The organism is Mediterraneibacter gnavus ATCC 29149 (genome assembly GCF_008121495.1).
Taxonomy (GTDB): domain Bacteria; phylum Bacillota; class Clostridia; order Lachnospirales; family Lachnospiraceae; genus Mediterraneibacter; species Mediterraneibacter gnavus.
This window is the reverse complement of record NZ_CP043051.1, coordinates 1,467,501-1,482,022: the sequence shown is the minus strand read 5'-3', so window position 1 is coordinate 1,482,022 and position 14,522 is coordinate 1,467,501. Positions and strand designations below refer to the sequence as shown.

Annotated in this window: 15 protein-coding genes, 1 tRNA gene and 1 rRNA gene (1 of these 17 only partly in view); 5 read left to right on the top strand and 12 right to left on the bottom strand. The window is 43.6% G+C overall.

Annotated elements, in window-relative coordinates; all coding sequences use genetic code 11:
- Window positions 1–55: 55 nt before the first annotated feature.
- The 10 genes from FXV78_RS07150 to FXV78_RS07105 form a co-directional block, all read right to left on the bottom strand.
- Window positions 56–1,006 (bottom strand): type II CAAX endopeptidase family protein, encoded by a 951-nt coding sequence (locus FXV78_RS07150; protein ID WP_004843939.1) that lies wholly within the window; start codon window positions 1,004–1,006, stop codon window positions 56–58.
- On the bottom strand, window positions 981–3,164 hold the full coding sequence (locus tag FXV78_RS07145; RefSeq protein ID WP_004843940.1) for a sensor histidine kinase: 2,184 nt from the start codon (window positions 3,162–3,164) through the stop codon (window positions 981–983). The genes FXV78_RS07150 and FXV78_RS07145 overlap by 26 nt, the downstream gene beginning before the upstream one ends.
- Window positions 3,136–3,834 (bottom strand): response regulator transcription factor, encoded by a 699-nt coding sequence (locus FXV78_RS07140; protein ID WP_004843941.1) that lies wholly within the window; start codon window positions 3,832–3,834, stop codon window positions 3,136–3,138. The genes FXV78_RS07145 and FXV78_RS07140 overlap by 29 nt, the downstream gene beginning before the upstream one ends.
- A 36-nt stretch (window positions 3,835–3,870) precedes the next feature.
- The gene (locus FXV78_RS07135) at window positions 3,871–4,485 is read right to left on the bottom strand and encodes a lysophospholipid acyltransferase family protein (RefSeq protein ID WP_004843942.1); all 615 of its coding nucleotides are present in this window, start codon (window positions 4,483–4,485) and stop codon (window positions 3,871–3,873) included.
- Window positions 4,433–5,716 carry a glycosyltransferase gene (locus FXV78_RS07130; RefSeq protein WP_004843943.1) on the bottom strand — a complete coding sequence of 428 codons (1,284 nt, stop codon included), beginning with the start codon at window positions 5,714–5,716 and terminating at the stop codon, window positions 4,433–4,435. The genes FXV78_RS07135 and FXV78_RS07130 overlap by 53 nt, the downstream gene beginning before the upstream one ends.
- A 16-nt stretch (window positions 5,717–5,732) precedes the next feature.
- Window positions 5,733–6,242, bottom strand: a complete 510-nt coding sequence (locus FXV78_RS07125) for a DedA family protein (protein ID WP_004843944.1) — start codon at window positions 6,240–6,242, stop codon at window positions 5,733–5,735.
- A gap of 90 nt (window positions 6,243–6,332) precedes the next feature.
- The gene (locus FXV78_RS07120) at window positions 6,333–7,010 is read right to left on the bottom strand and encodes an HAD family hydrolase (protein WP_004843945.1); all 678 of its coding nucleotides are present in this window, start codon (window positions 7,008–7,010) and stop codon (window positions 6,333–6,335) included.
- A 28-nt stretch (window positions 7,011–7,038) separates the two neighbouring features.
- A complete protein-coding gene (locus FXV78_RS07115; protein ID WP_004843946.1) occupies window positions 7,039–7,620 on the bottom strand; it encodes a xanthine phosphoribosyltransferase in 582 nt (193 codons plus the stop codon).
- Between the two features lie 82 nt (window positions 7,621–7,702).
- Window positions 7,703–8,347, bottom strand: a complete 645-nt coding sequence (locus FXV78_RS07110; protein ID WP_009245665.1) for a YesL family protein — start codon at window positions 8,345–8,347, stop codon at window positions 7,703–7,705.
- A 201-nt stretch (window positions 8,348–8,548) separates the two neighbouring features.
- Window positions 8,549–8,619: transfer RNA gene (locus tag FXV78_RS07105), tRNA-Gly, on the bottom strand.
- Window positions 8,620–8,806: 187 nt separating this feature from the next.
- Here FXV78_RS07105 and FXV78_RS07100 point away from each other — a divergent pair.
- The 5 genes from FXV78_RS07100 to FXV78_RS07085 all read left to right on the top strand — a co-directional run bounded on the left by FXV78_RS07100 (window position 8,807) and on the right by FXV78_RS07085 (window position 11,231).
- A complete protein-coding gene (locus tag FXV78_RS07100; RefSeq protein ID WP_004843949.1) occupies window positions 8,807–9,049 on the top strand; it encodes a hypothetical protein in 243 nt (80 codons plus the stop codon).
- 106 nt (window positions 9,050–9,155) lie between these two features.
- The gene (locus tag FXV78_RS07095) at window positions 9,156–9,437 is read left to right on the top strand and encodes a DUF6465 family protein (protein WP_004843950.1); all 282 of its coding nucleotides are present in this window, start codon (window positions 9,156–9,158) and stop codon (window positions 9,435–9,437) included.
- Between the two features lie 144 nt (window positions 9,438–9,581).
- Complete coding sequence (locus tag FXV78_RS18200; RefSeq protein ID WP_004843951.1) at window positions 9,582–9,812, top strand: hypothetical protein; 231 nt, start codon at window positions 9,582–9,584, stop codon at window positions 9,810–9,812.
- Complete coding sequence (locus tag FXV78_RS18195) at window positions 9,806–10,126, top strand: RNA polymerase sigma factor (RefSeq protein ID WP_004843952.1); 321 nt, start codon at window positions 9,806–9,808, stop codon at window positions 10,124–10,126. Before FXV78_RS18200 ends, FXV78_RS18195 begins: the two co-directional genes overlap by 7 nt.
- On the top strand, window positions 10,116–11,231 hold the full coding sequence (locus tag FXV78_RS07085; RefSeq protein WP_004843953.1) for a DUF4179 domain-containing protein: 1,116 nt from the start codon (window positions 10,116–10,118) through the stop codon (window positions 11,229–11,231). The genes FXV78_RS18195 and FXV78_RS07085 overlap by 11 nt, the downstream gene beginning before the upstream one ends.
- 58 nt (window positions 11,232–11,289) lie before the next feature.
- Here the strand turns inward: FXV78_RS07085 and FXV78_RS07080 are convergent, their stop codons facing one another.
- Both FXV78_RS07080 and FXV78_RS07075 read right to left on the bottom strand, forming a co-directional pair.
- A complete protein-coding gene (locus FXV78_RS07080; protein WP_004843954.1) occupies window positions 11,290–11,949 on the bottom strand; it encodes a 3'-5' exonuclease in 660 nt (219 codons plus the stop codon).
- A gap of 142 nt (window positions 11,950–12,091) precedes the next feature.
- Window positions 12,092–14,522, bottom strand: a 23S ribosomal RNA gene (locus FXV78_RS07075) (it continues 461 nt past the right edge of the window).

The window sequence follows — 14,522 nt, the reverse complement described above, 5'->3', positions numbered from 1 at the left end:
TATTATCTTGTTGGTACAATTATAAACATTTTTCTTTGCCCTGTCAATCTGTGATTTATAACATTCTCGCGACTGAAATGAAAAAAACAAGCAATCCCGCTGCAAATAAAAACAAAGATCCAAGAATCAGACCGATCACCAGCCCCGGTTTTCCTGACGGGAATAATTTCGTGCGATACCCCGGCGTTTTTGCATGAAGAAGATAATTTCCGATATAGATTGCCCCGGGAGCCGCAGAAGCCATCATCAGGTACATCCCCACTGCCGGAAGCATATCCTGAGTCCCCTGCGCAAGTGTCTGTGCCTCCATATACAGCTCCATCCTGGAATACACTCCCTGCATGGCATAAAGTAAAATGACAGGAAGTGCATTGTTAATAAAATGAAACAGCATGTTATAACACATATTTCCGGTTTCCCACAACAGATATCCCATCATCACCCCACCGATCGCTGTCGGAAAAAATCGAAAAACATCTCCGTGGAACATCCCAAAAATGCAGCCACTGATCAACAGTACTGCCCATTTTCCAAGCCTTCCTCTCAGACTGCTGACAACTGTTCCCCGAAACAGAACCTCTTCACAGATTGCCGGTGAAATTGCTACTGTAACAAAGGACAGCAGAAACGGACCTGCGGCAATGGACGATGACAGCCCGTCATTGACCTCCAGAATCTGCTCGGGGAAAAACAGACTCAAGATCAAAAGCAGTACCATTTCACACAAAAACGTCCCTACCCAGATCAGAATTGTGCCTGCAATCCCTGAAAAATGAGGTTTCTTAAGCGGAAACACCTCCCGCAGATCCCCCTGGAACAAAAGGACAGCCCCCACTGCCACCCCAAACAGAAGAAGCTCTCCGAGCAAACTTCCATACATGCCAAACGGGGACAGCAATATCGGCGCTGCCACAAACAAAATAACCGCAGAGACCAGCAGGGTGAGTACACCCTGCCAGATCTTCAGCGGTTTTTTCACTTTACATTCCTGTTTCATTTTCTCCATCCGGTACCTCCTGTCTCTTTGGAAACACAATTTCTGCTTTAAACAAATCTGCTTCCGTGGAGATCTGCAGAGTGCCGTGCTGTAATTCTACAAAGCTCTTTACAATCGCCAGACCAAGTCCGCTTCCCTCGGTATTTCTCGAAACATCCCCTCTTACAAAACGGTCTGTAATTTCATCTGTATTGAAATTCAATTCCGCAGAAGACACATTCTTCATTGAGATCCGCACATCCTGTTCTGTCTCTTTCATATCAATATACACACGCGTATGCGGCATTGCATACTTCGTGATATTTACGATCATATTCTCGAAAATACGATATGTTTTCTGGCTGTCCAGCCATAATACGATCTTATGTTCCGGCAGATTCCACTTCATTTCCAGATTTGCTTTTCTGATATTACTATCATACTCCAAACCTACCTGTTTTAGCAAATCTACAATGTCAATTTTCATATAATGAAGTGTTACCGTTCTGCTGGTTGCCTTACTGATCTCAAACAGATCCTCAATCAGCACTTTCAGGCGCAAAGACTTTCTCTCCAGAACTCCGATGTATTCTTTTCTCTTTTCCTCATCTGTCTCATTTTTTACCAAATCCACATACGTGATGATCGCTGTCAGTGGTGTCTTTAAATCATGGGAAACATTAGTGATCAGATCTGTCTTCATCCGTTCACTCTTGACTTCCTCACTGACTGCTTTTTTAAATCCCGTCTGAATGCGTTTCAATTCATTCTGAACCGGTGCGAAAATTCCCACGTCTCCTGTAATCGGGAAATCCAGATTCCCTTCCGCCAGCTGATTGGTCGATTTTAAAATACCCTGGTACTGTTCCTGCACCTTGTTGAGGTACTTTCTCAGGAAAATAAACAATCCGACGGAATAAATAATCAACACCCAGATTCCATACATCCAGAACATACTGATCACAAAGATCACCGCAAAGTTAAGCAAGACGATCCGTAAAATAGTTTTGTTGGTATTATCCCGGAAGTCGATATGCAGCAACGCTTCATATTGATGGCGACAGAATGCTTTGAATGTTCTCCAGCATCCAAGAACAAGTTTTTTGATCTTCTCTGTCATGCTGTTCCCTCCATTCTTCAACCACAATAAAAACTTCACACACAAGGACCTTTCTCTTAAGTACGATTTCTTCAGTACAAAAATCTCTCTGACACATCCTGCCAGCCAGTACACCACTGTAAAATACACAAACCAGATCACTGCATTCGATGCCAGAGAAATGGCATCATTCAGATTTTCTCCATAGCTTGCAGAAAAGATCTGAATAAACTTGTGACTGCATGTATTCCATATCATGATCGCCAGTGCACGGACACACGCCATCAGACAAAGTCCAATAATAAATGCAATTTCCAGCGGACATCTTCTGGGATCCACTATAGCGTCCTTTTCCAACGCCCGTTTCTTATACTGAGGAATCAAAAACGCTGCTGCTGCACTGAATACTGTAAAAATCAGAACAGACCAGTTAAAGGACGGCTGCTGCATCAGTTCATCTACATACATATATGCATACATATCATTCGATGTCTCATACTGCTCCAGATAAGCCTCCAGATTCTGTTCTGTCATCGCATACATGATCTGCACCTCCGATGGAGTCGAAATATAAGACGCCGCTGAATAAACGCTGTTGTCATACAGCCATTGCTCTGCCGTAAACTGAAGGTTTTTATCATATGCTGTTCCGCCCATCTGGATATCGGAAATATCTCCGTCAACATCAAACGAAAAGCGAACACACAGTGCATACGTATCACCGTCGAACTCTTCCGGCAATTTCTTGGCAGATTCATCCGAGGTCAGCATTGCCGTTCCGGATTCATCAAAAATTCCATATTTCATGTACTTTTTCATCAATCCGAAACGACTGTTTCCATACTCTTCTATCACCTCGGAAGACTCCGTCTCATTCGAGATTTCATTATATAACAGATAATTTCCGTCCAGAATCGGATCCAGCATATCCAGCATCTGCTCTTCTTTTCGCATCTCTTTTTGATCCTGATCCGTTATATAGGAAGAAAACGCCGGATAAAAAAGCAGCATTCCGACAGATGAGATCAACAGTACAATGACCGTCAGAAGATTTCCTCTTTTATTGTTGTTTTTCAATTTTGTATCCAACTCCCCACACCACCTTTAAGTATTTTGGATTTTTCGGATCCAGTTCAATTTTTTCCCGGATATTCCGCACATGCACCATGATCGTATCCGTATTGATCGCCTTTTCCTGCCATACCCGCTCATAAATTTCCTCGGCAGAAAATACTCTCCCCGGATTCTTGGCAAGAAGAAGCAGAATTTTATATTCAATCGGTGTCAGCTTCACCGGTTTTCCGTCAATTGACACTTCCACAGTGTCCTCATTGATCTCCAGACCGCCGATCACATGCACATTTTCACGAACTTCCAGCTTTTCCATAAATCTTCTGTATCTGCGAAGCTGGGAATTGACTCTCGCCATCAGTTCCATCGGCGTAAACGGTTTTGTGACATAATCATCTGCACCGATGTTCAATCCCATGATCTTATCTACTTCCTCGGATTTTGCCGATAACATAATCACCGGAAAATCATATTTTTCTCTCAGCTTCATAGTCATCCGGATTCCATCCATTCTCGGCATCATAATATCCACGATCGCCAGATGGATATCCTCTTTTTCCATGACTTCCAGTCCTTCAATCCCATCTGCAGCCAAAAATACTTCGTAGCCCTGACTCTGCAAATAGATCTTAACACCTTCTCTGATTTCTTTATCATCTTCCACAACCAAAATGTGATTCATTTCCATCTCTCATCCTTCTCCTTTTCTCGTCATTTTATGCGGTCACGCACCTTTTAACAGTATACCACATTCTGAGACTTCTGCTCTTGTCGGAAGGTCAGGAATTTGTTTTTTATTGACTTCTCCATAATCGTGAACTGCGACGATGACTTTCGAAAACGGAAGTGGAATCGCATAGTGGTCCCATCTCCAGAACAGCCGAAGACATCCATGATAAGAAACTGAAATTCCCACAAAGGATTCCTGCGCCTGCTCTGCCAGATAAAATGCCAGTTTTTTCGGCTCATGCCTTGGTCCCAGCGGTCCGTCCAGCGCCACCGCAATGGAACGCGTCTGCTCATAAGAATCCTGTAGAATTTTTTTCAGTGCTCCAAACGCCGCAAATCCGTCGGGAACACGCAGGGCATGACCGCCGCATGCCTGCAGCATATGTTCAATATAATCCCCTCTTGTGTCTGCTGTCACAATGACATCTACCGGACTGGTTTTCCCGGATAACTCCTCCAGCACCAGATTCATCAAAAAACTGTCCTCATGCCAGAATCCAAACACCTGATTTCCTGTCACAAATTGGATTTCCTGCCATTCGATCGCAACCGTCTTTTTAAGAAGTTTTAAATAACCGGAAAACAGATGCTGCAGAATGTTCTTTCCCACTTTTTGTATGCTCCTCATATCTCATTTCCTCTTTTCTTTCCATACACTGACGATATAATGTTTCTGCATGTGCAGCCAGACGTGACGCCCGATAGCTTTCTGCGGTCTTTAGTGCCTCCATGCAAACTTGTCTGTAATCTGGACTCTGAATCAACTCTGCCGCCTTATCACTCCAGATTTCTACATCCTCTTCTGTCATATACCCGTTGATTCCATTTTTTACAACATCTTCCACGCCACTCGCCCGAACTGCCACAATCGGATTGCCTGCTGCCATTGCTTCCTCCAGAACAATCCCCTGTGTCTCTGATTTCGATGCGAACAAAAACAGCTCACTTGCATACAGATACTGCTTTACATCCTCATTCGATATATTTCCCAGAAAGACCACGGTATCGGACAATCCCATCTGTTCTGCCAGTACTTCCAGTTCCTTCCTCATACTTCCCTCACCCAGAAGCAGCACACGAAACGAAAATGGCAGCTTCTCTTTCAAACACCGGATTCCATTCAGGAGAAATATCGGATTTTTTTCTTCCTCCAGCCTTGAGACGGAACAGAATAAATGTCCGTTTTTCTCTTCCCCAAGATATTGTCTGCGGATCGTTTTTGTCTTCTCTTCATCCTCAATATAAAAACTGTCATCCAACCCGGTCGGCAGCACTGCCATGGAAACCTCCGTACCGTTTTCCCGGATCCGGTTCTGCATTCCAGGTGTCGGCGCAAAGATCAGATCACATTTATTCGTAAACCATTTCATATATCCCGGGATCACAGTCTCTTTGGCAAACCAGATCAGCTTTTTTCTCCACATCCCTGCCTGCTCTTCTCTGAAAAACGGAATATAATGCAGGTAGTCTTCATACCGTGTGTGATACGTATAAATAACCGGGATCTGATACTTCCGTCCAAGATACAATGCCTGCGTTCCCACAAACATCGGCTGATGCACATGAATGCAGTCAAACTCGTGTTCCTTAAATCCTTTCCAGATTTCTCTGCTGACCAGCTTCGGATATACCATGCCGTTTTCCATCTTCTGACGCGTCACCTGAAACCGGATGACATCGTCCTCTTCCACCTGCCCGTAGCGTGGATCAAATCCATAATCTGGTGCGAAGACCGTCACCTTGTGTCCCTGTTTTCTCAATTCTTTTGCCAGCCGCTCCACGGAAATTGGAACTCCGCCGACAAACGGCTTATAGTTATTTGTAAGCATCGCAATCTTCATGACGTTTCCCCCTCTTCTATGCCAAAACACGAATGGCTGCTTCTCCAAAGAAATATCCGGCTCCTACAAACACCAGATTCCAGATCAGAATCCCCAGACAGGAACTGATGGTATATTTCACAAAATCCATTTTTACCATCCCTGCCGGAATCGAAATGATCGTACGCACCATCGGAAGCAGTTTACTCACAAACACTCCCACACTTCCCTTTTCCCGAAGCATGTCGATCTTACTCTCCACTGCTTCCTTTTGTTTCGGAAATTTCCTGAAGTAAAAGCCCAGCACCTTATCTCCGCCTGCTCTTCCCAGCCAATACAGCGCCCAGCTTCCTGTCAGTCCGGCCGCCACCGTCAGTACCATAACCAGCGGAAAACTGATTTCACCCTGAGATGCCCAGATCCCGGAAAGCGGCATGATCACCCCCGCCGGAAATCCCGGAAGATTCAGATATTCCAAAAGCACGATCAGAAAGATGAAAAATGCTCCATATTCAAGAAAATAATTTGTCAATGTCTGGATACTCATAGAAAACGGCCTCCCTTACTTTTGTATTTATCTTAAAATACAAAAATAAAGGAGACCGTTATAAGATTCAAAAGAATTTCTTAAGGATGTTTAAGAATTTTGGAAATCCGATTCCAGAAGATCTATCACATCATATAAAGTGTCAAACCTGCGCCATACTAATTCTAAAACCGCTTCATCCGGCTCTACCAGATCCGGAATCATCACCGGACGCATCCCTGCAGCTGCTGCCGAGCGAATCCCGGACGGTGCATCTTCCAGTGCGATTGCAAACTCGGGCAAAACCTGAATGGAAGCACAGGCTTTCAGGTAAATCTCGGGATCCGGCTTCCCCGCCGATACCATATTTCCATAAACAGCGCCGTCGAAATAATCAAACAGTCCATATTTCTTTAACAGCAGCTGTGCATGAAGCTCTCTGGAAGAAGTCGCCAGTGCCAGCCGATAGCCATGCTCTTTTGCATACTTTAAAAGCTCCTCTGCCCCGGGCTTTCTGTCTACCCCGTCTTCTTCCATGATCCGATGATAGATCCGACGCGTATTCTCCGTGAACTCTTCCATCGGAAAATCCGGCGATACATGCTCCTTAAAATACTGCTCTCTTCTCACTACATTGAAACCAATGGTATGATAAATATGGTCACCGAACCGTTCTCCGAATCCCATCTGCCTTCCGACTTCATTCCACGATTTCTGTACGACTCTCTCGGAATCAAAGAGAAGCCCGTCCATATCAAATACTAGTCCTTTAATCGGCTGCTCACTCATCTGACTGTCCTGCCGTCCTTTCTGTTCCCTACTGTTCTCTGAACACAACACTTCCGTCTGCAGCATTCATCTTTTCAATGATTGCCAGAGACTCCAGCTGGAATCCAAGGTTACGGATGATCCGTCCACCTGACTGAAATCCCTTCTCAATCACAATCCCGATTCCTTCTACAGAAGCTCCGGCTGACTGTACAATCTGAATCAGTCCCTGCAGCGCACATCCGTTGGCAAGGAAATCATCAATGATCAGAACCTTGTCTTCCGGGTTAAGGAATTTCTTTGCAACGATCACATTGTTTTTACACTTATGTGTGAACGATTCTACCTCTGCCACAAGCATCTCCCCTTCCAGATTGATGCTCTGAGATTTTTTTGCAAATACGACCGGCACATGAAAATGCTGCGCCGCAATACATGCGATCCCGATTCCGGATGCTTCGATTGTCAGGATTTTGTTAATCTCTTTTCCTTCAAAACGCTTCTTGAATTCGCGTCCGATCTCATTGAACAGATCAATGTCCATCTGATGGTTCAAAAAGCTGTCCACCTTCAGTACATTCCCCTCTTTGATAATCCCGTCTTTTAAAATTCGTTCTTCTAAAAAATTCATCTTCTGCTTCTCCCAATCACTTTTTGATTTTGTTCCCCATTATACCTGTTTTTTCTCTGAAAAACAACAAGTTTTATATGGCTTATATCTTCTCCGCTTTTTCCGATGTCTCGATATCCTCAAAAACCAGAAATACCCTTCTTAAAAGCAGCGAATTAAGCCACACTATCAAAGAAACACCAAGTAACAGCCAGACCAGAAAACCTAACATCAACGTGCGCACTGTCAGAAATGTCACAACTACCGGTACTACTGTAATGACCAGCATCAAAAGTGTATATGGCATTTTTGCAACCGTAAGGATCAATGCATTTTTCAATGTGTTCTTGATCCGATTTTCATATCTTGCCTGCAACGCAAATCCATAGATCCCCATGCTGATCAGCAGGATAGTCATGAAGATCAAAAATACCTGCATCACAGTCCTGATGGACGGACTCATCATACGAAGCAGCATAAAGTCGACTACAATCACGATCCCAAACACAAGATACAAAAGCCACATCAGTGTGCTTTGTCTGAAATTCTCCTTAAATGCTTTTAAGAACCCTTTTACTATGTAGCCCTCTTCATTCTTTACCAGCTTCAGCATGACCGAATACATTGCTGTCGTGGAAGCTCCAATCGTAATGATGGGAATGGAACATACGATCCACAAAAGATTTAAAAACATAAAATCTGCTACTTTCCCTAAAAAACGTGTTACCCCATTGTCTATCCAGTTCATTTTTCTGCTCTCTTTTCTATTATTTTTCTACTATTATAACATGCCATTCTATGGCATGAAACACTTCTTTCCGAAAAATGTAGAAAAACCTCCGGGAAGCGAAAGTAACTGCCATCTTCTCTGCCCTTGTTATATATTTCTATACAAAAAAACAGGACAAAAACAACTCCATTTTTGTTTTCGTCCTGTTTGCATGAAAAAAGCGGGTGATGGGAATCGAACCCACGTATCCAGCTTGGAAGGCTGGTGTTCTACCATTGAACTACACCCGCATGTTTCTTTGTTTTTTTGTGTCCCTCAAGACAAGAATTATAATATCACACGGCTTCATAAAATGCAACCCCTTTTTTCAAATTTTTTTAATTTTTTTAATTATATATAATATTTCTCATTTTTAGCATCACTCTTGCCATTCTGCATAAACTAGGCTATGATAAGAAAAACTAAAGGAGTACTAACATGGCATTAAATTTTAATCAACTGGCAATGCTTCAGAAGCTTCGCAGCAGTGTCCAGACATTTCGAAACAATCACCCTAAATTTCCACTCTTTCTGAATGCAGTTTCTGCAGACGCATTAAAGGAAGATACGATCATAGAAATCAATGTAACTTCTCCGGACGGCAAGCACTATTCTTCCAACCTGAAGTTAAAATCAGATGATATCGAACTTCTGGAAATGTTGCGGCAGCTGAATTCATAACTCGTTGCTGTTCACAGTAACCGTAAATCCCAATCCCCTTTTGACTTCTATCTTCGAAAGTACTATAATTCAATATAGAAACTAAATGAGAAGAGGGCTTTGTCATATGAGTAAACGTCTGGATAAGAAAAAACTGAAAAGGCAGACCACAGCAATTGAATCCCCTATTGCTGAGACATCTGCATCCAAAGAAACCATAAACTTTTTTATTCAATATCAGGATCAGGAATATCTGGAAACAGAAATTATCTCCAGAGTCAAAGAGTCTTGTCTCTTAAACGGTGCTTCTTCTGATGAGCTGAATACAATCTCGATCTACTTAAAACCGGAGGACAAAAAAGCATATTTTACATACGGAGAAGATAAAAGCGGATTTATTGAATTGTAAGGGTTGATCCTCTAAAGCAGAAACTGTTGTCAATTTACGGCAGTTTCTGTTTTTTTGTAACCATTTTCTCTCAATTTCTGTCTAACCTATGTAAACAAATACAAAAGCTGCCGGCGCTTCTGTATTAGAAAGGATACTGTTTATATGATGAGTAAAGACACAGATGATATAAAACTAATTAAAAAAGCAATCCGTGGCAATTCCACTGCCTATGGATACTTGATTGAAAAACACCGTACCTATCTGTACAAAATGGCTTTTCTATATACAAAAAATGAACAGGATGCTTTAGATGTTGTAGGTGACACAGTACTCAAAGGGTATCTGCAGATAAAAACGCGTCTCTGTTTCAGACATGGATTACACGAGTGCTGATCAACACAGCTCATGATCATCGTAGAAAAGCCCTAAGCACACTTTCACAGGAGGATTCCGCTATAGATTCTGCACATGCTTCCACAGCAAATCAACAGATTCCATCTGTCGAACATTTTGACCTGCAAACCGCTATCGAAACACTTCCTGATAAATACCGCATTCCTATTTTACTAAAATACTTCAGTGGTATGACAGTCGATGAGATTGCCTGGACACTCAGTATTCCATCTGGTTCTGTCAAAGCATACCTGAGTCGTGGAAGAAATGAATTAAAACAAAAATTAAAGGAGGACTATCTCTATGAATCTTGATTTTGATACCATTGAAATCCCGGAAGAAAAACTCAATCGAACAATTCAAAACAACATAAAAAAAGTACACGGTATTCATCGTAAACAAATGATTCGCCATACCGCAGGATTATTTTGTGCTGCTGCTTTTTTCTTCTGCTTGAGCGCTATATTTTTACACTCTAATCCATCACTTGCAGCAGACCTTTTACACCTATTTGAAAAGATAGAAAACAAACAAATCTTTTCCGGAGACCTGCACACTCACGCTACGCCTCTGACCAATAATAACTCACAGAAATCTGACGGATACACATTCACATTATCCGAGACATATTGTGATACACAGAACTTTTATGTCAGTGTCCAGATTACATCTGAAGAAGGTTTTCCAGAAAGCCAACGAGCACAAGTGGATCCAGATGGTATTTCTTCCCTTTATCTGATGGGAAAATGGACCGATTCCAGCTTTCCTGAGAATTCTTACACACAAGGAGTTTCCCTCTCTGGAACATTTTCTGACGATCACACATTTATCGGTTCGTTTCATCAGATACTTGGAGAAAACACCTCAAAAGATACGTATAACGCAGAATGGAAAATTTCTGGAATTCAATATAGTCCCGAGGAAGCTAAAAACGGAAATATGTATATCTATTTTTCCGAACCACTTGAATTTCAGATTGAAACTCCTGTCCAATCAGACGGTACTGTAAAAAAATTACTGAACGAAAAACTGCCAAATGGAACTACTTTGATCTCCGCCACAAAAACACTGACTACAATTTCTCTGGAATCCAAAGGTAATGAAGAATCCAAAGATAACGAAGAAGTGGAACAAAGTAGTACTGACACACTGTTATCACCATTTGAACAATATGGCTATGCTGTTTACGATGCAAATGGAAATCATATGACAGATAAAGCCGGACTTATTGCAATTCAAGATCATGATGTTTCTAAAATTCAAATTTGCTATTTTAAACTTCCTGTGAACCCGGACCAGGATGTTAACAATCAACCCGAATATGAAGAATTTCAACAATCTTTCCGGGAGAGTGGTTATTCCTACGATATGATCAAAGACCGCATTGTAAAACAAGTTGAAATTGTATTTGAAGAATAACATTCCATCTAAGAAAATCCTGCTGAGAGTTTCATAATGACTCCCAGCAGGATTTTACTTATATATTCTGTGTATATCTGCACTTCGGAAAATTTCCACATCCCCAGAATTCCCCATATCTTCCATTTCTTCGAATCATCTCTCCACCACATTTCGGGCAAACAAACACTACTGATTTTTTCTGAAGCTTTGCCATTTCCTCAAAACACTTCTGATTCATCACACAGTCATTCAAAGCCCGGTGCGCCCCTTTAGAACTGATTCCAAAATGCTCAGCGAGATCTGTCAATCGATGATGTTTCAATTCAGGAAGACATTTTCTTGCCATATACAAGGTGTCAATAAAGTCATTCGAGACTGTCTCCTGAAATAATTCTTCCACTTCCCGATAAATAAATTTCATATCAAATGACTGGATATTATGTCCCACCAGAATATCCTCTCCTACAAAACGCAAAAACTCCGTCATTGCTTCGCGGATCAATGGCGCTTCTGACACCATTTGATCTGTAATTCCATTTACTTTCGTAGCCTGTGCCGGAATGTGTCTCCCAGGATTCACCAATGTAGAAAATGTATCCTGCACAATTCCACCTTTCACCTTTACTGCCGATATTTCTATAATATCATCCATATTTGCACTGATACCTGTCGTTTCCAGATCAAATACCGTATAATCCGGTACATATTGAACCAGACGGTTTCCTTTTTCTCTCATCTTCTGTAATACTCCTTTTGTGCTTCCGTAGATTTACATATAGAAAAAAACAACACCAACCGGTGCTGCCTCTCATTCCATCTGTATTTCCTGTACCTTCAAAACTGCATACAAAGAATTCATCCTTTTCCTATCACCTTGCTTGGTTATGCCCTCGACCTATTAGTAACAGTCAGCTCCATGCGTTACCGCACTTCCACCTCTGCCCTATCTACCTCGTCGTCTTCAAGGGGTCTTACTAACTTGACGTTATGGGATATCTCATCTTGAGGGGGGCTTCACGCTTAGATGCCTTCAGCGTTTATCCCGTCCCGGCTTGGCTACTCTGCTATGCATTTGGTAATACAACAGATCCACCAGCGGCCAGTCCACCCCGGTCCTCTCGTACTAAGGGCAGCTCCTCTCAAATATCCTACGCCCACGCCGGATAGGGACCGAACTGTCTCACGACGTTCTGAACCCAGCTCGCGTACCGCTTTAATGGGCGAACAGCCCAACCCTTGGGACCTACTTCAGCCCCAGGATGCGATGAGCCGACATCGAGGTGCCAAACCACTCCGTCGATGTGAACTCTTGGGAGTGATAAGCCTGTTATCCCCAGGGTAGCTTTTATCCGTTGAGCGATGGCAATCCCACTTTATACCACCGGATCACTAAGTCCTACTTTCGTACCTGCTCCACCCGTCGGTGTCGCAGTCAAGCTCCCTTCTGCCTTTGCACTCTTCGAATGGTTTCCAACCATTCTGAGGGAACCTTTGAGCGCCTCCGATACCCTTTCGGAGGCGACCGCCCCAGTCAAACTCCCCACCTGACATTGTCCCCCAGCCGGTTCACGGCTGCTGGTTAGAAATCCAATACTACAAGGGTGGTATCCCAACAGTGACTCCCTGACAACTGGCGTCATCAGTTCTCAGTCTCCCACCTATCCTGTACATGCAATATCGAATCCCAGTATCAAGCTGGAGTAAAGCTCCATGGGGTCTTTCCGTCCTGGCGCAGGTAACCAGCATCTTCACTGGTATTTCAATTTCACCGGGTGCATTGTTGAGACAGTGCCCAAATCATTACGCCTTTCGTGCGGGTCGGAACTTACCCGACAAGGAATTTCGCTACCTTAGGACCGTTATAGTTACGGCCGCCGTTTACTGGGGCTTAAGTTCAAAGCTTCGCCTTACGACTAACCTCTCCCCTTAACCTTCCAGCACCGGGCAGGCGTCAGCCCATATACCTCACCTTTCGGTTTTGCATAGACCTGTGTTTTTGCTAAACAGTTGCTTGGGCCAATTCTCTGCGGCCACTTTTACATGGCACTCCTTCTCCCGAAGTTACGGAGTCATTTTGCCGAGTTCCTTAACAATGCTTCTCCCGTCGGCCTTAGGATTCTCTCCTCATCCACCTGTGTCGGTTTACGGTACGGGTATATCATAAACAATAGCGGCTTTTCTTGGCAGCCAGCTCACATACTTCCGGCTTTACGCCCCACATCACGTCTTCAGATTGTGCACCGGATTTGCCTGATGCACTCCTACCTCGCTTGTACCGGTCTTTCCATTCCCGGCTTATGCTCTCTGTCTGCGTCCCCACAGTTCTGTTATGATATAGTACAGGAATCTTTACCTGTTATCCATCGACTACGTCTTTCGACCTCGCCTTAGGCCCCGACTTACCCAGAGCAGATCAGCTTTACTCTGGAAACCTTAGATATTCGGCCGGAAGGATTCTCACCTTCCTCTCGCTACTCATTCCGGCATTCTCTCTTCTTAACAGTCCACTGCTCCTTCCGGTACAGCTTCGCCCCGTTAAGAATGCTCCTCTACCAATTAACATTCGTCAATTCCTAAGCTTCGGTAGTGTGTTTCAGCCCCGGACATTTTCGGCGCAGGACCTCTCGACTAGTGAGCTATTACGCACTCTTTTAATGGATGGCTGCTTCTAAGCCAACATCCTAGTTGTCTTCGAAATCCCACATCCTTTTCCACTTAACACACATTTTGGGACCTTAGCTGTAGGTCTGGGCTCTTTCCCTTTTGACTACCCAACTTATCTCGGATAGTCTGACTCCCATGCACCATCTACACGGCATTCGGAGTTTGATATCCCTTGGTAAGCTTTGACGCCCCCTTAGGAATTCAGTGCTCTACCTCCGTAAGACTTGCATGAGGCTAGCCCTAAAGCTATTTCGAGGAGAACCAGCTATCTCCGGGTTCGATTGGAATTTCTCCCCTATCCACACCTCATCCCCACCCTTTTCAACGGATGTGGGTTCGGTCCTCCATTGCCTTTTACGGCAACTTCAACCTGGACATGGATAGATCACCCGGTTTCGGGTCTACTCCGACTGACTATTTCGCCCTGTTCAGACTCGGTTTCCCTTCGGCTCCAGGCCTTCAGCCCTTAACCTCGCCAGCCAGCGTAACTCGCCGGACCGTTCTACAAAAAGTACGCGGTTCATCATATAAAGATGTTCCACAGCTTGTAAACATATGGTTTCAGGTTCTCTTTCACTCCCCTCCCGGGGTCCTTTTCACCTTTCCTTCACAGTACTATGCGCTATCGGTCACTAAGGAGTATTT

Excerpts from the sequence above, each read along its gene's own strand:
- FXV78_RS07150 (WP_004843939.1), bottom strand. The coding sequence starts at position 1,006 with ATGGAGAAAATGAAACAGGAATGTAAAGTGAAAAAACCGCTGAAGATC.
- FXV78_RS07140 (WP_004843941.1), bottom strand. The coding sequence starts at position 3,834 with ATGGAAATGAATCACATTTTGGTTGTGGAAGATGATAAAGAAATCAGA.
- FXV78_RS07130 (WP_004843943.1), bottom strand. The coding sequence starts at position 5,716 with ATGAAGATTGCGATGCTTACAAATAACTATAAGCCGTTTGTCGGCGGA.
- FXV78_RS07125 (WP_004843944.1), bottom strand. The coding sequence starts at position 6,242 with ATGAGTATCCAGACATTGACAAATTATTTTCTTGAATATGGAGCATTT.
- FXV78_RS07120 (WP_004843945.1), bottom strand. The coding sequence starts at position 7,010 with ATGAGTGAGCAGCCGATTAAAGGACTAGTATTTGATATGGACGGGCTT.
- FXV78_RS07115 (WP_004843946.1), bottom strand. The coding sequence starts at position 7,620 with ATGAATTTTTTAGAAGAACGAATTTTAAAAGACGGGATTATCAAAGAG.
- FXV78_RS07110 (WP_009245665.1), bottom strand. The coding sequence starts at position 8,347 with ATGAACTGGATAGACAATGGGGTAACACGTTTTTTAGGGAAAGTAGCA.
- FXV78_RS07100 (WP_004843949.1), top strand. The coding sequence starts at position 8,807 with ATGGCATTAAATTTTAATCAACTGGCAATGCTTCAGAAGCTTCGCAGC.
- FXV78_RS07095 (WP_004843950.1), top strand. The coding sequence starts at position 9,156 with ATGAGTAAACGTCTGGATAAGAAAAAACTGAAAAGGCAGACCACAGCA.
- FXV78_RS18200 (WP_004843951.1), top strand. The coding sequence starts at position 9,582 with ATGATGAGTAAAGACACAGATGATATAAAACTAATTAAAAAAGCAATC.
- FXV78_RS07085 (WP_004843953.1), top strand. The coding sequence starts at position 10,116 with ATGAATCTTGATTTTGATACCATTGAAATCCCGGAAGAAAAACTCAAT.
- FXV78_RS07080 (WP_004843954.1), bottom strand. The coding sequence starts at position 11,949 with ATGAGAGAAAAAGGAAACCGTCTGGTTCAATATGTACCGGATTATACG.